This window comes from Burkholderia cenocepacia (genome assembly GCF_014211915.1).
Lineage (GTDB): Bacteria > Pseudomonadota > Gammaproteobacteria > Burkholderiales > Burkholderiaceae > Burkholderia > Burkholderia orbicola.
Window position 1 is genome coordinate 2,309,054 of the sequence record NZ_CP060039.1, and the last position, 19,633, is coordinate 2,328,686.

20 protein-coding genes are annotated in these 19,633 nt (G+C 67.5%); 13 read left to right on the top strand and 7 right to left on the bottom strand.

All coding sequences use genetic code 11. The features are described 5' to 3' along the window. Positions 1-15: 15 nt before the first annotated feature. The gene (locus SY91_RS11100; protein WP_023474671.1) at positions 16-1,437 is read right to left on the bottom strand and encodes a M20 family metallopeptidase; all 1,422 of its coding nucleotides are present in this window, start codon (positions 1,435-1,437) and stop codon (positions 16-18) included. A 163-nt stretch (positions 1,438-1,600) separates the two neighbouring features. On the opposite strand from SY91_RS11100, the gene SY91_RS11105 reads away from it, so the two are divergent. The 4 genes from SY91_RS11105 to SY91_RS11120 all read left to right on the top strand — a co-directional run bounded on the left by SY91_RS11105 (position 1,601) and on the right by SY91_RS11120 (position 5,333). Continuing rightward, positions 1,601-2,554: a LysR substrate-binding domain-containing protein gene (locus tag SY91_RS11105; RefSeq protein ID WP_023474670.1), complete on the top strand. Its 954-nt coding sequence runs from the start codon at positions 1,601-1,603 to the stop codon at positions 2,552-2,554. Positions 2,555-2,618: 64 nt separating this feature from the next. Further along, the gene (gene mnmH, locus SY91_RS11110; protein ID WP_023474669.1) at positions 2,619-3,749 is read left to right on the top strand and encodes a tRNA 2-selenouridine(34) synthase MnmH; all 1,131 of its coding nucleotides are present in this window, start codon (positions 2,619-2,621) and stop codon (positions 3,747-3,749) included. Next, on the top strand, positions 3,746-4,804 hold the full coding sequence (locus tag SY91_RS11115) for a permease (protein ID WP_027809855.1): 1,059 nt from the start codon (positions 3,746-3,748) through the stop codon (positions 4,802-4,804). Before mnmH ends, SY91_RS11115 begins: the two co-directional genes overlap by 4 nt. Before the next feature lie 106 nt (positions 4,805-4,910). Beyond that, entirely contained in the window at positions 4,911-5,333 is a 423-nt protein-coding gene (locus SY91_RS11120) for a hypothetical protein (protein ID WP_006484198.1), read from the top strand. Between the two features lie 44 nt (positions 5,334-5,377). On the opposite strand, the gene SY91_RS11125 is transcribed toward SY91_RS11120, so the two are convergent. Next, positions 5,378-6,211, bottom strand: coding sequence for an ABC transporter permease (locus tag SY91_RS11125; protein ID WP_023474668.1), 834 nt, complete (start codon positions 6,209-6,211; stop codon positions 5,378-5,380). A 6-nt stretch (positions 6,212-6,217) separates the two neighbouring features. Next, the gene (gene nodI, locus SY91_RS11130) at positions 6,218-7,132 is read right to left on the bottom strand and encodes a nodulation factor ABC transporter ATP-binding protein NodI (protein WP_023474667.1); all 915 of its coding nucleotides are present in this window, start codon (positions 7,130-7,132) and stop codon (positions 6,218-6,220) included. 331 nt (positions 7,133-7,463) lie between these two features. Here nodI and SY91_RS11135 point away from each other — a divergent pair, with 331 nt between their 5' ends. Further along, the gene (locus tag SY91_RS11135) at positions 7,464-7,961 is read left to right on the top strand and encodes a universal stress protein (protein ID WP_006476080.1); all 498 of its coding nucleotides are present in this window, start codon (positions 7,464-7,466) and stop codon (positions 7,959-7,961) included. Positions 7,962-8,048: 87 nt separating this feature from the next. Here the strand turns inward: SY91_RS11135 and SY91_RS11140 are convergent, their stop codons facing one another. From SY91_RS11140 to lexA, 3 genes are read right to left on the bottom strand one after another with little or no spacing between them, the layout of a single operon-like run. After that, positions 8,049-8,771 carry a DUF2939 domain-containing protein gene (locus tag SY91_RS11140; protein WP_023474665.1) on the bottom strand — a complete coding sequence of 241 codons (723 nt, stop codon included), beginning with the start codon at positions 8,769-8,771 and terminating at the stop codon, positions 8,049-8,051. Between the two features lie 29 nt (positions 8,772-8,800). Continuing rightward, positions 8,801-9,136: a hypothetical protein gene (locus SY91_RS11145; RefSeq protein ID WP_006476078.1), complete on the bottom strand. Its 336-nt coding sequence runs from the start codon at positions 9,134-9,136 to the stop codon at positions 8,801-8,803. Between the two features lie 25 nt (positions 9,137-9,161). Continuing rightward, a complete protein-coding gene (gene lexA, locus SY91_RS11150; protein WP_006476077.1) occupies positions 9,162-9,809 on the bottom strand; it encodes a transcriptional repressor LexA in 648 nt (215 codons plus the stop codon). 264 nt (positions 9,810-10,073) lie between these two features. On the opposite strand from lexA, the gene SY91_RS11155 reads away from it, so the two are divergent. From SY91_RS11155 to SY91_RS11175, 5 genes are all read left to right on the top strand, one after another. Further along, positions 10,074-11,111 carry a sulfate ABC transporter substrate-binding protein gene (locus SY91_RS11155; protein WP_023474664.1) on the top strand — a complete coding sequence of 346 codons (1,038 nt, stop codon included), beginning with the start codon at positions 10,074-10,076 and terminating at the stop codon, positions 11,109-11,111. Positions 11,112-11,234: 123 nt separating this feature from the next. Beyond that, positions 11,235-12,131, top strand: a complete 897-nt coding sequence (gene cysT / locus SY91_RS11160) for a sulfate ABC transporter permease subunit CysT (RefSeq protein ID WP_023474663.1) — start codon at positions 11,235-11,237, stop codon at positions 12,129-12,131. Next, positions 12,131-13,075 (top strand): sulfate ABC transporter permease subunit CysW, encoded by a 945-nt coding sequence (cysW, locus tag SY91_RS11165; RefSeq protein WP_006476074.1) that lies wholly within the window; start codon positions 12,131-12,133, stop codon positions 13,073-13,075. Before cysT ends, cysW begins: the two co-directional genes overlap by 1 nt. A 13-nt stretch (positions 13,076-13,088) precedes the next feature. Continuing rightward, on the top strand, positions 13,089-14,147 hold the full coding sequence (locus SY91_RS11170; protein WP_012328435.1) for a sulfate/molybdate ABC transporter ATP-binding protein: 1,059 nt from the start codon (positions 13,089-13,091) through the stop codon (positions 14,145-14,147). 75 nt (positions 14,148-14,222) lie between these two features. Beyond that, a complete protein-coding gene (locus SY91_RS11175; RefSeq protein WP_006476072.1) occupies positions 14,223-15,149 on the top strand; it encodes a CysB family HTH-type transcriptional regulator in 927 nt (308 codons plus the stop codon). A 268-nt stretch (positions 15,150-15,417) separates the two neighbouring features. On the opposite strand, the gene SY91_RS11180 is transcribed toward SY91_RS11175, so the two are convergent. Beyond that, positions 15,418-15,675 carry a hypothetical protein gene (locus SY91_RS11180; protein WP_185642945.1) on the bottom strand — a complete coding sequence of 86 codons (258 nt, stop codon included), beginning with the start codon at positions 15,673-15,675 and terminating at the stop codon, positions 15,418-15,420. Positions 15,676-15,882: 207 nt separating this feature from the next. Between SY91_RS11180 and SY91_RS11185 the strand changes: the two genes are divergently transcribed. The 3 genes from SY91_RS11185 (at position 15,883) to SY91_RS11195 (ending at position 19,608) form a co-directional block, all read left to right on the top strand. Continuing rightward, positions 15,883-16,833: a sugar ABC transporter substrate-binding protein gene (locus tag SY91_RS11185; protein ID WP_011545349.1), complete on the top strand. Its 951-nt coding sequence runs from the start codon at positions 15,883-15,885 to the stop codon at positions 16,831-16,833. A 145-nt stretch (positions 16,834-16,978) separates the two neighbouring features. Beyond that, entirely contained in the window at positions 16,979-18,592 is a 1,614-nt protein-coding gene (locus SY91_RS11190) for a sugar ABC transporter ATP-binding protein (protein WP_023474660.1), read from the top strand. Next, a complete protein-coding gene (locus tag SY91_RS11195; RefSeq protein ID WP_006476069.1) occupies positions 18,589-19,608 on the top strand; it encodes an ABC transporter permease in 1,020 nt (339 codons plus the stop codon). The genes SY91_RS11190 and SY91_RS11195 overlap by 4 nt, the downstream gene beginning before the upstream one ends. Positions 19,609-19,633 lie beyond the last annotated feature (25 nt).

Genomic DNA, 19,633 nt, shown 5'->3' on the forward strand with positions numbered 1-19,633 from the left:
AAGGGGCGGAGCGCGTTACAGGGCGGCGCCGGCCGCGGCGGATGCCGCGCGGCGAACGGGCGGCGCGTCGTCGCCGAGATCCCAGAAGAGGCCGGCCATCATCTGCAGCCCCTCGCTGACGACGCTCGCGAGCAGGTGCTCGTCGGGCGCATGCTGCGAGCACGCCGGGTACGAGTGCGGCACCCACAGCGTCGGCAGCCCGAGCGTGTCGGCGAACACGTCGTTCGGCAGCGTGCCGCCGAGATTCGGCAGGATCGCGGGCTTCTTGCCGGTGGTGCGCGCGAGCGACGCGACGGCCCAGCGCACCCACGGATCGTCCGGCGGCACGCGCGTCGCCGGTGCGCCGCGCTCGACGTCGATCTCGACGTCGGCGAAGCCGTGCGCATCGAGGTGCGCGCGCAGGTGCGCCTGCAGCGCTTCCCAGTCGGTGCCGACGACGAAGCGCAACTGGCAGTGCGCATACGCGGCGGGCGGGATCGCATTGACGGGATGCTCCGGATTGCCGGCCTTGAACGCGAGGATCTCGAACGTATTCCAGCCGAACACGCGCTCGGCCGCGGACAGGCCGGGCTCGCCCCAGTCGGCGTCGAGCGCCGGGTCGCCGGGGCCGCCGCCGACCGACAGATCGGCGAGCGCGTCGCGCACCGCGACCGGGATCGGCGGCGGGCGCAGCCCCGCGACGCGAATCGCGCCGCGCGCGTCGACGAGGCTCGCGAGCGCATGCGCGAGCACGATCGCCGGGTTGCGCAGCAGTCCGCCCCAGTTGCCGGAGTGATGCGCGCCGTCGCGGGCGCGCAGGCTCAGCTTGAAATTGACCGCACCGCGCGAGCCGAGGAATACCGTCGGGCGCGCGGCGGCGATGCGCGGGCCGTCGGACGCGATCAGCACGTCGGCCGCGAGCGCGTCGCGCTCCCGGCGGCACAGCGCGTCGAGGCCCGGCGAGCCGGTTTCCTCGCCCATCTCGATCAGCAGCTTCGCGTTGAAGCCGAGCCGGCCGCCGCGAGCGTGGAGCACGCTCGCCAGCGCGGCCAGGTTGATCGTGTGCTGGCCCTTGTTGTCGGCGCTGCCGCGGCCGTACCAGCGGTCGCCGTCGGCCGTCAGCGTCCACGGCGACAGCGGCGCGCGCCACTGCGCGTCGTAGCCGCGCACGACGTCGCCGTGGCCGTAGATCAGCACGGTCGGCAGCGCGTCGTCTTCGTGGCGCGACGCGAGCAGGAACGGCCCGCCGCCGTCGACGGGGTTGTCGACGATGCGCGACGCGAAACCGAGGCGGGCGGCCTCCGGCGCGATCTCGTCGGTCAGGTAGGCGCGCAGCGCGGCTTCGTTGCCGCGGTCCTGGCTTTCGGTGCGCAGGCCGACGCGGCGACTCAGGGTCGTGAAGAACGCACCGGACTCGAACTGGTTCAGCGCGTGCTGGATGGCGGCGGTACGGCTCAAATCGGGTCTCCTCGGTCGGGTTCGCCGTGCGCGGGCCGCGCAGGCAACGTGAAGTGCGATCGATTCTAGAAAGCCGGTTTTTTTGTCACAATGATCGAATTTCGAACCTTTCTTTGCCGAAAAGGCAAAGCAGCGCGGCCGGATGCGGCGCGGAGACACGACGATGGCGGCTTTCCTGCACGGCCTGGCATTGCGGTATTTCGTCGAGGTGGCGCGTACCGGCTCGATCAGCGACGCGTCCGTGCGGCTGCACGTGGCCGTGTCGGCGATCAGCCGCCAGATCGCGAAGCTGGAGAGCGAGCTCGGCGCGCCGCTGTTCGAGCGCCGGCCGCGCGGGATGGCGTTGTCGGAGGCTGGCGAGCGATTGCTGGCGTTCGCGCAGCGCAGCCTGCTGGAGGCCGAGCACGTGATGAAGGACATCGGCGGGCTCGACGCGCTGCACGGCAGCCTGCTGAAGATCGCGTGCTCGGAAGGGTTCGCGATCGATTTCCTGCCCGGCGTGCTCGCGAGCTTCAAGGCGCGCCACCCGGGCGTCGATTTCATCGTGTGGGTCGTGTCGCCAGCGGACGCGACCCGGCGCGTGCGCGACGGCGATGCAGACATCGCGTTGACCTTCAGCCTCGCGCCGGAGAAGGGCGTGCGTGTCGACCACACCGAGCGCGCGCCGGTCTTTGCGCTGGTCCGCCACGATCACCCGCTCGCGGCGCGCGACGCGGTGTCGCTTGCCGATGTCGCGCGGTACGCGCATGTGCTGCCCGAGGCCGGCACGACGGTGCGCCAGCTGATCGACATCGCGTGCGCGCTCGACGGGCTGCTGCTCGAGCCCGAGCTGACGAGCAACAACACCGCGGCGATGTACGGCTACGCGCGGCGCACGGGCGCGGTGATGTTCACGGGGCTGCTGTCGGTGCGCGACCGTGCCGATGCGGACGGCTTCGTCGTCGTGCCCATGACGAACCCGCAACTGCGCGAACGCAGCATCCAGGTGCAGACGATGGCGGGGCGCGATCTGCCCGCGTCGGTACGCGCATTTCGCGACCACCTGATCGACGCGATGCAGGCCGCCTCGCCGCCGCCGACCGCCGCGCGAGGCTCGGGACGCCGGCCCGTGAGATAATCGTCAATCCGCCTTCCGTGCCCATGCGGCTCCTCGAGCCGCATCGCCCCTGTTCGACGCCAAATTGAAGAACCTGATTGTCACCCTCGATCGCGCCGGCGAGTTCGACGAGATCATCGACGTGCGCACGCCGCTCGAGTTCGCCGAGGACCATATCCCCGGCGCGCTGAACGCGCCCGTGCTCAGCAACGAAGAGCGCGTGCTCGTCGGTACGATGTACCGGCAGGTGTCGCCGTACGAGGCGACGCGTGTCGGCGCGGCAATCGTCGCACGCAACATCGCGCGCCATCTCGACACGACGTTCGCCGACCGGCCGCGCAACTGGCGGCCGCTGATCTACTGCTGGCGCGGCGGCAAGCGCTCAGGCTCGATGACGACCTGGTTCAACCTGATCGGCTGGAAGGCGCGCCAGCTCGACGGTGGCTACAAGGCGTACCGCCAGTCGGTATGCGCGACGCTCGACTCGCTGCCGACACGCTTTCGCTACATCGCGCTCGTCGGCCATACGGGCTGCGGCAAGACGCGCCTGCTGAACGCGCTGCGCGACGTGGGTGCGCAGACGCTCGATCTGGAAGCGCTCGCGTGCCATCGTGGCTCGCTGCTCGGCGCGCTGCCGGGCAAGCCGCAACCGGCGCAGAAGGGGTTCGATTCGGGGCTCGTGGAGGCGCTCGGGCGTTTCGACCCTCAATGGCCGGTATTCGTGGAGTCGGAAAGCCGCAGGATCGGGCTCGTGCAGCTGCCGATCGCGCTGATCGAAGCGTTTCACGCGGGCCCATGGGTGCAGGTCGAAGCGGCCCACGACGAGCGGATCGCGTTCCTGCTCGACGATTACGCGCACCTGTTCGACGAGCCGGATGCGTTCAAGGCACAGCTTCATCGGCTGATCGGCCTGCACAGCCGCGAAGAGGTGACGCGCTGGAAGGGGCTGATCGATGCCGGCGCGCGGGCCGATTTGTTCGCCGAACTGATCGACAGGCATTACGATCCCGCCTACGCGCGCACTTACCGCGCGACGTACAACAAGCCGAACCGGGCGCTGACCTTCACGTTCCGGCCCAACGCGGCCGACGTGCGCGATCAGGCGCGCCTGCTGCTGGCCGAACTTGCGCAAGCCGGGTTGCCCGCATCGGCCGCGCTCGCCGCCGGCACGACATCCGAAACCGACAAAGATCCATCAACGACCACCACACGATGACGACCACACGCACTCAACCGAATCCGGCCCTCGGCTGGATGACCTTCCTGCTGATCGCGGTCGCGGGACTGTTCTATGTGAAATGGTTCCCGTACTACAACAAGGCGTTCGTTGCCGCCGAGCACCATTCGATCGGCCAGTCGATCCTGATGGGCACGTCGGCAGCCGCGCCCGAGCCGTCGCTGAAGGCGGCGCTCGACTACGCGTGGGCATACGGCAAGGCGATCTGGCAGGCGATGGTGCTCGGCCTGCTGCTCGGCTCGGCCGTACAGGCGCTGCTGCCCGCGCACTGGGTGGCGCGCGTGCTCGGCCGCACGGGGTTCGGCAGCGTCGCCGCGGGCGGGCTGCTGTCGCTGCCCGGGATGATGTGCACGTGCTGCGCGGCGCCGGTCGTCGCGGGCCTGCGGGCGCGCCACGCGTCGCCGGGCGGCGCGGTCGCGTTCTGGCTCGGCAACACGGTGCTGAACCCGGCGGCGCTGGTGTTCATGGGCTTCGTACTCGGCTGGCACTGGAGCGCGCTGCGCCTCGTGCTCGGCATCGCGATGGTGTTCGGGATCGGCTACCTGCTGAACCGCATCGCGCGTCCCGAAGACCGCAGCATCGACGATGCGCAGCTTGCCGCGCTGGCAGCCGAGCAGGCCGCGGCCGGCAATCCGTTCGTCCGCTGGATGAAGCTGCTCGCGCGCATGGCCGTGCGGCTCGTGCCCGAATACATCGTGCTGGTGCTGCTGCTCGGCGCCGCGCGCGCGTGGCTGTTCCCGCATATCGGCCCGGACATCGGCAATCACCTCGGCTGGATCGTCGCATTCGCGGTCGCGGGCATGCTGTTCGTGATCCCGACGGCCGGCGAGGTGCCGATCATCCAGGCGATGCTGTCGCTCGGCATGGGCGTCGGTCCGGCCGCCGCGCTGCTGATGACGCTGCCGCCGATCAGCGTGCCGTCGCTGGCGATGCTCGCGCGTTCGTTCAAGCCTTACATGCTGGCGATCGTCGCGACGCTCGTCGTCGTATTCGGGATCGTGAGCGGCTTGCTCGCGATCGCGTTCGGGTTCTGACAACGCGGGCGACACGCCGGCCCGGCGCAATCGTCGCATTCGTATTCATCCGGCGCCGCCGCTTCACGTGTGCGGCGCCCTTTACAAGAAGCAAACAGGAAAACGCATGACCCAACCGAAGATTCATCCTCGACTCGAAAAGGCGCTGACGCGCGGCGATCTCGCGATCCGCCAGGCCAATTCCGCGCGGGCGACTGCCGTGCTGCAAGCACTCGGCACGATGATCATCGAGGCCTCCGCAACGATCGGTGTCGAGGCCAGCATCGACATTCCGCAAGGCGATCGCATTTACGATCCGGTCAACGGACTGTGGCCGCAGAAGATGCTGGTGTCGTTCGACGGCCCCGTGGACGAAGCCGACAAGGAAGAACTGCGCACGGTCTATCTGGTGGCCGACGATCCGGGCACGCAGTTCCGTGTGGAATGGCATCGCGCGGACGGCAAGCTCGGCCGCCAGGAAGGCGGTCCGCTCGCGACCGTCGCGTTCCTGACCGACGTCGAAATTCCGTGGAGCGACGACGACGAGTAACGTCGTCGCATGAAGCCGGCGCCCGGTGTCCGGCGCGCCGGCCGTCAGCGCATCATCCGCCGCCGGAACAGCCACGCGGACAGCAGGAATCCGCCGATCGCATAGCCGGCGAGCACCGCGACGTGCAGCGCGATGTCGGTCGCCGGCCGGCCGAGCATCGCGGGCCGGATCAGTTCGACCGCATTCGCGAGCGGCAGCGCCTGCGCCGCGTGCTGCGCAATCGGCGGCAACTGCGTGATCGGGAAGAACACGCCCGACAGCAGCAGCATCGGCGTCAGCACGAGCGTCTGATAGAACATGAAGAAATCGTAGGACGGTGCGAGCGCCGTGACGATCATCGCGATGCTGGCGAACGCGAGGCCGGCCAGCGCGATCACCGGCAGCGCGGCCAGCATCGACGGAAACTGCGCATAGCCGAGCCCGCCCGCGACGAGCATGATCGCGCCGCCCGACAGCAGCGCCTTGCTGGCCGCCCACACGATCTCGCCGAGCACGATGTCGCCGAGAGCGAGCGGCGTATGCATGATCGCTTCCCACGTGCGCTGCACGTGCATCCGCGAGAATCCCGAATACATCGACTCGAAGCTCGCGGACATCATCACGCTCGAGCCGACCGTGCCGGCCGCGAGGAACGCGATATACGACACGCCGTCGACATGGCCGAGCATCAGCCCGAGCCCGAAACCCAGCCCGAACAGATAGATCATCGGATCGGCGAGATTGCCGAACATCGACGCGAGCGCGAGCTTGCGCCACACGAGATAGTTGCGCCGCCAGACGGCGACCCAGTTGCTTGCGTTCGCCGGCATCGCGATCGCGAAGCGCGACTCGCGCGGCGGGGCCGACGGCGTGGTGGCGGAATAGTTGCGAACGTCCATGGTCGATCAGTCCTGCATCTCGCGGCCCGTGAGCCGCAGGAACACATCCTCCAGATTGGCCGGGCGGTGCAGATAGCGCAACCCCGGGCGGCCCTTGAGTCGTGCGGTGAGCGGTTCGGGATCGATCACATAGCAGAACAGTGTCTCGCCGCTGATCTCGGTGTGCTTCGCGAATGCCGACAATTCGTCGCGCAGCGCGGCCGGATCGGGCCCGTAGATCTCGATCACGTCGCAGCCGATCTCCGATTCGATCAGGGCGTGCGGCGCGCCTTCGGCGATCTTGCGGCCTTCCTCGATCACGCACAGCCGATCGCACAGGCGCTCGGCTTCCTCCATGAAATGCGTGGTGATCAGGATTGTCTTGCCGCGCGCGAGCAGCGAACGCAGCCGTTCCCACATCAGGTGCCGCGCCTGCGGATCGAGGCCGGTCGTGGGCTCGTCGAGCACCAGCACATCGGGATCGTTGACGAGCGCGCGGGCGAGCGTGAGGCGGCGTTTCATGCCGCCCGACAACTCGCCGACCTTCGCATCGGCCTTGTTTTCCAGCTTCGCGAATTCGAGTAGCGACGGGACGAGCGCGCGGGCCGCCTGCGCCGACATCCCGAAATAGCGGCTGAACACGAGCAGGTTCTCGCGCACGGTGAAGTCGGGGTCGAGGTTGTCGAACTGCGGAACGACGCCGACCCGCCGGCGGGCATGTCGCGCACGCGATGGAATCGGTTCGCCGCACAGCGCAATGGTGCCTGCATCGGGATGCGCGAGGCCGAGCAGCATCTTCAGCGTCGTGGTCTTGCCGGCGCCGTTCGGCCCGAGCAGGCCATAGCATTCGCCGACCTTCACGTTGAAGGACAGACCATTGACGACGAGCTTGTCGCCATAGCGCTTTTCGACATTGCGGAAATCGATCGGTGCGACGGACATGGGCGTGTTGTCGTTTCAAGCGGGCGCATTCTGCTGCCCGGTGTGTGGCCGGTTTGCGAACGGATCGGGCGCAGGGGTGTCACACGAGCATGACCGAAGCGCACGACGCCGGCGCGCGGTGGCCCGCTGGAGGTCGAGCGGGCCATTCTAGTGCATTGGCCGCATCGCTTCAGGGCATGTCTGCCCGGTGTGATGCAATTGCGCACCGATCGTGCGCCGCATCATCGCGCACGCGCCGTGCGGGGCGAATCAGCGTTTTCCATCCCTTGCGTCTTGAATTGCGGCGCACCATGATGAATGCGTAGGCTCGTTGTCGCGATAGGGAGGCTTCATGGCTAGCTACAACAAGATTTTGCTGTGTTACGACGGCACGCTCGAAGGGCGCAAGGCGCTGCGTTACGGGGCCAATCTCGCAATGGACCTGAAGGCCGAAACGCATTTGCTGTCGGTCGTCGACATGCGTTCGAGCATTGCGCAAAGTGCAGGTTTGCTGACCGATGTCGCATGCGGACGCTTCGAGGAAACGGCGCGCGAAATCCTGCAGGAAGGCGTGAACTGGCTGCGCGAGCGCGGCGTGCAGGCCGAAGGCCATTTCGCATTCGGTTATCCGATCGACGAAATCGCGAATCTCGCATCGGAGCTGAAGGTCGACCTCGTCGTCGTCGGCCACCGGTGCCGCAGCGGATTGTCGAGATGGTGGATGGGGTCGGGCAATACGCAACTGCTCGATCGCGTGAACTGCAGCATCCTGGTGGCGTGTTCGTCGGCGGAAGAGCAGAAGGCCGAAATCGCGCGCGAGCGTGAAGCGGCTACGGCGAACGGCAAATGATCTAAAGGCTCGATGACTGCCCGACCGGCGATGCGGGCCGGTCAGGCGGCGCGCTGCATCAGCAGTGCGGGCATCGAACGCGGCCTGCTATGCATGCAGGTCGATCCCGGACAATTTCCACGAAAACAGCCCGAAGCGGTGGAAAATCGCCGCATAGCGCGTGCCGTCGGCACTGCGCTGGTATGTCACGACGAATTCGTCGATATTTCGGTAGCCCGCGCTGGTTTGCTGCTGGTGCGGCGCTTGGGTTGCTTCGCTCGGGCTGGCCGGTGCGGCAGGCACGGGTGCCGGCGACGATGCCGCCGGAACGGCCGGATTGCTGCCCGGTACGGCAGCACTTGCCGGCGCCGGATTGGCGGCGGGCGGCGCGGCAGGTGTGTTGCCGGGGGCATTCCCCGCCGGCGGCTGATTCGACCACTCTGGCGGACGCTCGCCCGGATTGCCGCGCGGCGGCAATCCGCTCATCAGCGCAGCGACGCCTTCCGGGGTCGCGTAAGCATCGACCAGCGGGCCGATCAGCGCGGACCCGATCAGTGCGCCGATCACCGCGAACGGATTGTCCTTCTTCACTGCGTCGATCCGGCGCATCAACTCTTCCGTGACCTGCTGCTTCAGGCTGATGCGCAGCGACGGAAAGTCGACATACTCGCTGATCGCCTGCGCGTCGCGCGCATCGATCGCCGATTTCAGGCGACCGAGCGCGACATACGGCGACGCGTATGCATAGCCGAGCGTCGCAAGGACGGCGACGACCAGCGCGACGATCAGGAGGGGCTTGAGTCGCCATGCGCGGCGCGACGATCCAGTCACGTTGCCTCCGGTGCGGGAAGGTTCCGCAATCAGAGACCGCCCGGCGTGGCCGATCGTTCCTCTGCGATGCAGCGATCGATCATCCGGCACACGGCATCGATCGTGCCCACCATGATCAGGCGCGACCGGCCGTGATAGACACGCACCGGCGCGCGGCGCGCGGGCTCCGCGTGATTGAGACCGGCGTTCAGCGATACCCGCGCGAACGCGGGGAGCGCTGACGGCAGCAGGGAGGCCTGCCGTTCGACTGCGACTTCTTCTTGCACAGGCGCCGCCGCGGACAGCGGTGCGCAGGGCGTGCGGCCGCGCAGATGACGCAGGCGACCGAATTGACGGAAAGGCAGCAGGCGGGCAAGGCGTTCCATGATGTTCTCCTGGAGAGACGGAATGTCAGAGTTCGCCCGAGCGGATCAGCCCGACGGCGATGCCTTCCAGCGCGAAATCCGCGCTGCCGGCCTTGACGAAGATGTTTTCGTAATCCGGGTTCTCCGCGATCAGCTCGAGGCCGCCGGGCCGGCGCATCAGCCGCTTGACCGTGACGTCGTCGCCCAGACGCGCGACGATGATCTGGCCGTCCTTCGCTTCCGTGCGCTTCTGCACGGCGAGGAGGTCGCCGTCGAGAATGCCGGCGTCGCGCATCGACAGGCCGCGCACCTTCAACAGGTAGTCGGGCTTGCTGGTGAACAGCGCGGGATCGCACGCGTAGTGCTGCGAGATGTGTTCCTGCGCAAGGATCGGGCTACCGGCCGCGACGCGGCCGACGAGCGGCAGCGACAGTTGCATCAGGCCGGCATGCGGCAGCGTGAACTGGTGCGGGGCGTCGTCGATGCCGAGCAGCCGGATACCGCGCGATGCGCCGGCGGCCAGCTCGATCACGCCCTTGCGAGCCAGCGCGCGCAGGTGCTCCTCGGCCGCATTCGGCGAGCTGAAGCCCAGTTCGGCCGCGATCTCGGCACGGGTGGGCGGGAATCCGGAGCGCTCGATCGCGCGACGGATCAAGTCGAACACTTGCTGCTGACGGGCGGTGAGTTTGGTCATGGCTCAACTGTATGGATAGACAGTGAGCTGTATTTTTATACAGTACTTGGCGAATTTCAAGTGTTACTTGAGGTTCGACGCGATCGCGGCGGTTCCGGCGCGATTTCGCGACGCCCTGACGCCGGTTCGTCCGCCGCAACCGTCCATCCCGTCTGCGTTAGCACTTTTGAGTATTAAAAAATAAGGAACGATTATTTTTAATCATGTAACCCGTTCGATAGACTGGCCCGACATCGCAATACCGACAACACTGGAGAACCAAGGATGGCGAAGCGCAATACGGGGCTGGTGGGCGGAGCGGGCCGCCTGATCGCAACACTCGCGCTGGGCGCGGCGGCGGCGCTGGGCGTCGCGACGCATGCCCAGGCCGATACGACCTTCCTGAACGTGTCGTACGACCCGACGCGCGAGCTGTATCAGGATTTCAACCAGGCGTTCGGCAAGGAGTGGAAGGCGAAGACGGGCGAAACCGTCAACTTCAAGCAGTCGCACGGCGGCTCGGGCGCGCAGGCGCGCTCGGTGCTCGACGGCCTGCAGGCCGACGTCGTCACGCTGGCGCTGGCGTACGACATCGACGCGCTCGCGAACAAGGGGCTCGTGAACAAGGATTGGCAGAAGCGCCTGCCCGACAACGCATCGCCGTACACGTCGACGATCGTGTTCCTGGTGCGCAAGGGCAACCCGAAGGGGATCAAGGACTGGGACGACCTGACCAAGCCGGGCATCTCGATCGTCACGCCGAACCCGAAGACCTCGGGCGGCGCACGCTGGAACTACCTGGCCGCATGGGCCTACGCGCAGCACAAGCCGGGCGGCAACGAGCAGACGGCGAAGGAATTCGTCACGAAGCTCTACAAGAACGCAGGCGTGCTCGATTCGGGCGCGCGGGGCGCGACGACGAGCTTCGTGCAGCGCGGGATCGGCGACGTGCTGATCGCCTGGGAAAACGAGGCGTTCCTGTCGGTCAAGGAATTCGGCACCGACAAGTTCGAGATCGTCGTGCCGTCGGTGAGCATCCTGGCCGAGCCGCCCGTCGCGGTGGTCGACAAGGTGGTCGACAAGAAGGGCACGCGCAAGCTGGCCGAGGCCTACCTGAACTACCTGTACAGCCCGCAGGGCCAGGAAATCGCGGCGCGCAACTACTACCGGCCGCGTTCGAAGAACGTGCCGGCGGAGCTGACCAAGCAGTTCCCGAAGCTGAAGCTGTACACGGTCGACGACACGTTCGGCGGCTGGACGAATGCGCAGAAGACGCATTTCGCGGACGGCGGCGTGTTCGATTCGATCTACAAGCCGCAGTAACGCCATAACGACAAGCGGCGCGCCACGACAGCGCGCCGCACCCCCGACGGGCCGCCGGCGCGATTCACTGCGCCGGCGTTTGCGTCGGACCCGTGAGCAGCATCGACCCAGCAAGAGCATCCGATGACGACGTACACCTTTCGCAAGCCGAGCGCGCTGCCCGGTTTCGGCGTGACACTCGGCATCACGGTGGCCTATTTGAGCCTCGTGGTGCTGATTCCGCTCGCCGCCACGTTCCTGAAGACCGCGACGCTGTCGTGGGACCAGTTCGTCACCGCCGTCACGTCGCCGCGCGTGCTCGCGTCGTACCGGCTGACGTTCTCGGCCGCGCTCGGCGGCGCGCTGATCAATGCCGTGTTCGGCTTCCTCGTCGCATGGGTGCTGGTGCGCTACACGTTCCCGTTCAAGCGTCTCGTCGACGCGGTCGTCGACCTGCCGTTCGCGCTGCCGACGTCGGTGGCCGGCATCTCGCTCGCGGCCGTCTACGCGACCAACGGCTGGGTCGGCCAGTATCTGGCGCCGCTCGGCATCAAGATCGCGTTCACGCCGGCCGGCGTGCTGGTCGCGCTGACCTTCATCGGGCTGCCGTTCGTCGTGCGCACCGTGCAGCCGGTGCTCGAGGATTTCGAGCGCGAGCAGGAAGAAGCCGCCGCGTGCCTCGGCGCGTCGCGCTGGCTGACGTTCCGCCGCGTCGTGCTGCCGGCCGTGCTGCCGGCGCTGCTCACCGGTTTCGCGCTCGCGTTCGCGCGCGCGCTCGGCGAATACGGCTCGGTGATCTTCATCGCCGGCAACGTGCCGATGAAATCCGAGATCACGTCGCTGCTGATCATCACGAAGCTCGAGCAGTACGACTACGCGGGCGCGACCGCGCTGGCGGTCGTGATGCTGGTCGTGTCGTTCCTGATGCTGCTGCTGATCAACACGCTGCAGTGGTATCTGCAGCGTCGTACGAGCAAGGGCGCGAGCGGTCCGGCGCCCGCCACCATCACCGCCGCTGCTGCCGCCGCAGGAGGCCAGTAATGACCCAGGAGGCCACCGTCGTGCTGAAAACCCCGTCGCCGGCCGCGCGTACCGCGAAGCGGCTCGACCCCGTCAGCGAGTCGCGCGTCGTGCGCTGGCTGCTCACGGGCATCGCGCTGGCGTTCCTCGCGTTCTTCCTCGTCGTGCCGCTCGCCGCGGTGTTCGTCGAGGCGCTGCGCAAGGGCATCGGCTTCTATCTTGAATCACTGGCCGATCCCGACGCGTGGTCGGCGATCAAGCTGACGCTGACCGTCGCCGTGATCGCCGTGCCGCTGAACCTCGTGTTCGGCGTGTGCGCATCGTGGGCGATCGCGAAGTTCGAATTCCGCGGCAAGGCGCTGCTGACGACGCTGATCGACCTGCCGTTCTCGGTGTCGCCGGTGATCTCGGGCCTCGTGTACGTGCTGCTGTTCGGTGCGCAGGGCTGGTTCGGGCCGTGGCTGCAGGATCACGACGTGCAGATCATCTTCGCGGTGCCGGGCATCGTGCTCGCGACGATCTTCGTCACGTTCCCGTTCGTCGCGCGCGAGCTGATCCCGCTGATGCAGGCGCAAGGCACCGACGAGGAAGAAGCCGCGCGCGTGCTCGGCGCGTCGGGCTGGCAGATCTTCCGCCGCGTGACGCTGCCGAACGTGAAGTGGGGCCTGCTGTACGGCGTGATCCTGTGCAATGCGCGCGCGATGGGCGAGTTCGGCGCGGTATCGGTCGTGTCCGGCCACATCCGCGGCGTGACCGACACGATGCCGCTGCACGTGGAGATCCTGTACAACGAATACAACTTCGCGGCGGCGTTCGCGGTGGCGTCGGTGCTGGCGCTGCTTGCGCTCGTCACGCTCGCGCTGAAGCTGATCGCCGAGCGTCATCTGGCGGCCGAACTGGCCGACGCGCACGACGCCGTTCCCGCACATGCCGGCCCTGTCGGCGCCGTTTCGTCGAAATCGTAAAGAGGCAACCAGAATGGGTATCACCGTCCGTAACCTTCAGAAGCGCTTCGGCGATTTCACGGCGCTCGACAACGTCTCGCTCGACTTCCCGCCCGGCGAACTGGTCGCGCTGCTCGGGCCGTCCGGCTGCGGCAAGACCACGCTGTTGCGCGTGATCGCGGGCCTCGAGCACGCGGACGCCGGCCAGGTCGTGCTGCAGGGGCTCGACGTCGCGTCGGTCGGCGCGCGCGATCGCCAGGTCGGCTTCGTGTTCCAGCACTACGCGCTGTTCCGCCACATGACGGTGTTCGAGAACGTCGCGTTCGGGCTGCGCGTGAAGCCGCGCCGCGAGCGGCCGTCGGAAGCCGCGATTCGCGAGAAGGTGCACGAACTGCTCAAGCTCGTGCAGCTCGACTGGCTCGCGCAGCGCTATCCGTCCGAGCTGTCGGGCGGCCAGCGCCAGCGCATCGCGCTCGCCCGCGCGCTCGCGGTCGAGCCGAAGGTGCTGTTGCTCGACGAACCGTTCGGCGCGCTCGACGCGAAGGTCCGCAAGGAGCTGCGCGGCTGGCTGCGTCGCCTGCACGACGACCTGCACATCTCGACGATCTTCGTCACGCACGACCAGGAAGAGGCGCTCGAAGTGGCCGATCGCATCGTCGTGCTCAATCGCGGCCACGTCGAGCAGGTCGGCAGCCCGCAGGACGTCTACGATCATCCGCAAAGCGCGTTCGTGTACGAGTTCCTCGGTGCGGCGAACCGGTTGCCGGGTACGGTCGCCGGGCGCGGCTTCGTCGCCGAGGGCGCGGCTGCGCCGATCGAGGTCGACGCCGATTTCGCGGGCCCCGCGAACGCGTACGTCCGGCCGCACGATCTGCAGCTGTGGCCGGCGGGCGAAGGGCATCGCGACGGCATCGCGGTGGACGTGCGGCGCGTGATTCCGCTCGGCGGTTCGGTGCGGGTGGAGCTCGAGGCGCGCGCGGGCGGCGCGCTCGAGGCGGAACTCGATCGCGACGCATGGCGGGCGCTGTCGCTGCAGGTCGGCGACGGCGCAACGGCCGTGCCGCGCGCCGTGCGGGTATTTCCCGCGCGTTGACGAGACAAAGCAGGGCAGAGGGCGGGTTTCGCTCCGATTGAACAATCAAACAACGACAGCCTAAGAGGCATACCCATGAATTTTCAGCAATTGCGGTTCGTGCGCGAAGCGGTGCGCCAGAACATGAACCTGACGGAAGTCGCGAACGTGCTGTACACGTCGCAGTCGGGCGTGTCGAAACAGATCAAGGATCTGGAAGATGAGCTGGGCGTCGACATCTTCATTCGGCGCGGCAAGCGGCTGACGGGGCTCACGGAGCCCGGCAAGGCGGTGCACCAGCTGATCGAGCGGATGCTGCTCGACGCCGAGAACCTGCGCCGCGTCGCGCGCCAGTTCGCCGATCAGGACAGCGGCCATCTCGTCGTCGCGACGACGCACACGCAGGCGCGCTACGCGTTGCCGAAGGTGATCCGGCAGTTCACCGACGTGTTCCCGAAGGTGCATCTCGCGCTGCGCCAGGGCAGCCCGCAGCAGATCGCGCAGATGATCCTGAACGGCGAGGCCGATCTGGGCATCTCGACCGAGGCGCTCGACCGCTATCCGGACATCGTGACGTTCCCGTGCTATTCGTGGCACCACACGGTCGTCGTGCCGAAGGGCCATCCGCTCGTCGGCCGCGCGAACCTGACGCTCGAGGAAATCGCCGAGTACCCGATCATCACGTACGACCAGGACTTCACGGGCCGCTCGCACATCGACCAGGCGTTCACGCAGGCGGGCGCCGTGCCCGACGTCGTGCTGACCGCGATCGACGCGGACGTGATCAAGACTTACGTCGAACTCGGGATGGGGATCGGCGTGGTCGCGGCGATGGCTTACGATCCGCAGCGCGACACGGGGCTCGTCGCGCTCGATACGCAACACCTGTTCGAGGCGAGCACGACGCGGGTCGGGCTGCGCAAGGGTGCGTTCCTGCGTGCGTATGCGTACCGACTGATCGAAATGTTCGCGCCGCACCTGAACGAAGCGGAAATCGCGGGGCTGTTGCGCGAAGCCGTTTGACCGGTGTACTTCGCGCGCCGTCCGGGCCATTGCCGCGGATGGCGCGACTTGCAGCACGTGTGCGTTGCCGCATACGGCACCGGGCGGCGGCAGGGGATTGCCGCCATCACGGCTGAAGCATCCGCCGAGCGATAACACGCAAGGTGCGTCGCGTCAGGTGACGATCGCCGATGTTTTCAGCCAACAGAAAAACAAGAACAACCTGCGACGCCGAACCTCGGCGCGAAACGCACAATCGGCAGTCGTCCTCGTTCACAAGGCTGCGCGTTCAAATCACCGGTTCCGTCACAGTCGACGACATATCGCGACGGCGAACGAGGCCGGGCTTCGTGCCGATCGTCGACGCGATCACGCTATCCGGCACGACCCGCTCATCACCGGCAAGCCTGCTACGAAGCACTTCGACGATCCGCCGTCGGCGTTGCGAGTGTCGTATTTGCGCGTCGTGAAGCGCGCTCGCGCGCTCCGAATAAACCCTTAAATATTGATCAGACAGGTTGCGCGCCGAAGCGAATCGGTACAGCATAGCCTTCACTCCGCCGGCGTCCCGCCGGCGGTGGCGCGTCGACGACAGCACGCGCCAGGCAGTCGGCCGTCTGCCTCGCTTCCATTCCGTGGTACCGACAGCAGCATCGATGGCCATTGCCCGGGTAGTGTGGCGCAAACGTTTGCTCACATTAAAACAACAGTCGAATAACAATCCGGCCTTCGGGCCAGTCGCCAGGAGATGTGTATGAATGTCCGCTTTCGCCGTCGCTTCCTGACCGCCGCGCTCGCCGCCGTCGCGGTGGCCGCCGCACCGGCCGTCCACGCGCAATCCGCGGCCAAGCCGAAGGTCGCGCTCGTGATGAAGTCGCTCGCCAACGAGTTCTTCCTGACCATGGAAACGGGCGCGAAGGAATACCAGAAACACAACGCGAACCAGTTCGACCTGATCACCAACGGCATCAAGGACGAGACCGACACCGCGAACCAGATCCGCATCGTCGAGCAGATGATCGTCTCGAAGGTCGATGCGATCGTGCTCGCGCCGGCCGATTCGAAGGCGCTCGTGCCGGTCGTGAAGAAGGCCGTGGACGCCGGCATCGTCGTCGTGAACATCGACAACCGGCTCGATCCCGACGTGCTGAAGTCGAAGAACCTGAACGTGCCGTTCGTCGGCCCGGACAATCGCAAAGGCGCGCGCAAGATCGGCGATTACCTCGCGAAGCGGCTGAAGGCGGGCGACCAGGTCGGCATCGTCGAAGGCGTGTCGACGACGACCAACGCGCAGCAGCGCACGGCCGGCTTCCAGGACGCGATGAAGGCGGGCGGGATGAAGGTCGTGTCGGTGCAGTCGGGCGAATGGGAGATCGACAAGGGCAATGCGGTGGCCGCCGCGATGCTCAACGAATACCCGAACCTGAAGGCGCTGCTGTGCGGCAACGACAACATGGCAATCGGCGCCGTGTCGGCCGTGCGCGCAGCCGGCAAGCAGGGCAAGGTGCTCGTGGTCGGCTACGACAACATCAACGCGATCAAGCCGATGCTGAAGGACGGCCGCGTGCTCGCGACCGCCGACCAGTACGCGGCGAAGCAGGCCGTGTTCGGCATCGACACCGCGCTCAAGGCGATCGCCGAGCATCGCAAGCAGGCCGACATGTCCGGCGTGGTCGAGACGCCGGTGGATCTCGTGACGAAGTAACGCCGCACCGGTCCGGCCGCCGCCCTCAAGAATCCGGCGCGGCGGCCGTTATCCGGTGTGAGCGCGATCACGGCCACTGCATGCACATGCACTAGTGAGCGTCATACCCGCGCGCCCCGTGCGCGCGGCCGCAACCAGGATCGCGATGGAACCGACCTTCCAACCCTCCCGTTCAGCCCATCCCGTGCTGTCCGTATCCGGCATCGGCAAGACCTATGCCGAACCCGTGCTCGCCGACGTCACGCTGACGCTCGACGCGGGCCAGGCGCTCGCGCTGACGGGCGAGAACGGCGCCGGCAAGAGCACGTTGTCGAAAATCATCGGCGGGCTCGTCGACCCGACCACCGGCACGATGCAACTCGGCGGCGAGGCGTACGCGCCGGCGAGCCGCACGCAGGCCGAGGCGCTCGGCGTGCGCATGGTGATGCAGGAGCTGAACCTGCTGCCGACGCTGAGCGTCGCCGAAAACCTGTTCCTGAACCGCCTGCCGCGGCGCTTCGGGATCATCGATCGCGCGCGGCTGCGCGACGACGCGCGTGCCGCGATGGCGCAGGTCGGGCTCGATGCGGTCGATCCCGATACGCCGGTCGGCGCGCTCGGCATCGGCCATCAGCAGATGGTCGAGATCGCGCGCAACCTGATCGGCGACTGCCGCGTGCTGATTCTCGACGAACCGACCGCGATGCTGACCGCGCGCGAAGTCGAGCTGCTGTTCGAGCAGATCGACCGGCTGAAGGCGCGCGGCGTCGCGATTGTCTACATCTCGCACCGGCTCGAAGAGCTCGCGCGCGTCGCCGAGCGCGTCGCGGTGCTGCGCGACGGCCGGCTCGTGCACGCGGGGGACATGGCGGCGACGACGTCCGACGGGCTCGTCACGCTGATGGTCGGGCGCGAGGTCGGCGAACACATCGATCTCGGCGAGCGCCGCTTCGGCGCGCCGCGGCTCGCGGTCTCGGGCCTCACGCGCGGCACGGCGGTGCGCGACGTGTCGCTCGAGGTGCGCGCGGGCGAGATCTTCGGCATCTCGGGGCTGATCGGCGCGGGACGCACCGAACTGCTGCGGCTGATCTACGGCGCCGATACGCCGGATGCCGGAACGATCGCGGTCGGCCAGCCGCTGAAGCCGGCGCGCATCGCGTCGCCGGTCGACGCGGTGAAGCTCGGCATCGCGCTGATCACCGAGGATCGCAAGGGCGAAGGGCTGCTGCTGTCGCAGTCGATCACCGCGAACGTGTCGCTCGGCCAGCTCGACCGGCTCGCGCGCGGCGGCATCGTCGATGCCGCACGCGAAACGGCGCTCGCCGAGCAGCAGATCGATGCGCTGCGAATCCGTACGCACGGGGCGGCACAGCCCGTCGGCGAACTGTCGGGCGGCAACCAGCAGAAGGTCGTGATCGGCCGCTGGCTTGCGCGCGACATGGGCGTGCTGCTGTTCGACGAGCCGACGCGCGGGATCGACGTCGGCGCCAAATTCGAGATCTACACTTTGATGGGCGCGCTCGCGCGCGAAGGCCGCGCGCTGGTGGTCGTATCGAGCGACCTGCGCGAGCTGATGCTGATCTGCGACCGGATCGGCGTGATGTCGGCCGGGCGCATGACCGCCGTATTCGAGCGCGGCAACTGGACCCAGGATGCGCTGCTGGCCGCGGCGTTCGCCGGCTTCGGCCGCGAGACGCCGGCGGCCGCCATGCAGCATCCGGACGCGGGGCAGGCGCGCGGCGCCGCTCCGGGCACTTCGACGACAGGACCACAGCAATGACCCAGCCTCCCGTATCCCCGACCGACGCAGGCGCGCAGCAGGACGTGACGGGGCGCCGCGCGCGCACGCTGTCCGGCACGCGGCTCGGCCTGTCGAACTATCTCGGGCTGGCCGGCGCGCTGGCCGCGATGATCGCGCTGTTCTCGGTGCTGAGCTCGCATTTCCTGACCTACGACACGTTCAGCACGATCGCGAACCAGATTCCCGATCTCGTCGTGATGTCGGTCGGGATGACCTTCGTGCTGATCATCGCCGGGATCGACCTGTCGGTCGGCTCGGTGCTCGCGCTCGCCGCGTCGATGGTCAGCGTCGCCGCGCTGAAATGGCAGTGGGGGCCGCTGCCGGCCGCGCTGATCGGGATCGCGGTCGCGACCGCGACGGGCGCGCTGACGGGCGCGGTCACGGTGGGCTGGCGGATTCCGTCGTTCATCGTGTCGCTCGGCGTGCTGGAGGCCGCGCGCGGCCTCGCGTACCAGCTGACGAATTCGCGCACCGCGTATATCGGCGACGCGTTCGATTTCCTGTCGAACCCGATCGCGCTGGGCATTTCGCCGGCGTTCCTGATCGCGGTCGCGGTGATGATCGCGGCCCAGTTCGTGCTCACGCGCACGGTGTTCGGGCGCTATCTGGTCGGGATCGGCACGAACGAGGAAGCGGTGCGACTTGCAGGGGTTAACCCGAGGCCGTATAAAATCCTCGTATTCGCGCTGATGGGCGCGCTCGCGGGGCTCGCGTCGCTGTTCCAGATTTCGCGGCTCGAGGCGGCCGATCCGAACGCGGGTGCGGGCCTCGAGCTGCAGGTGATCGCCGCCGTCGTGATCGGCGGCACGAGCCTGATGGGCGGGCGCGGCTCGGTGATCAGCACGTTCTTCGGCGTGTTGATCATCTCCGTGCTGGCCGCGGGGCTGGCGCAGATCGGGGCGAACGAGCCGACGAAGCGGATCATCACGGGTGCGGTGATCGTGGTGGCGGTCGTGCTCGATACGTATCGCAGCCGGCGCACGCGCGTGCGGTAAAAAGACAGACAGAACAGACCAGAGA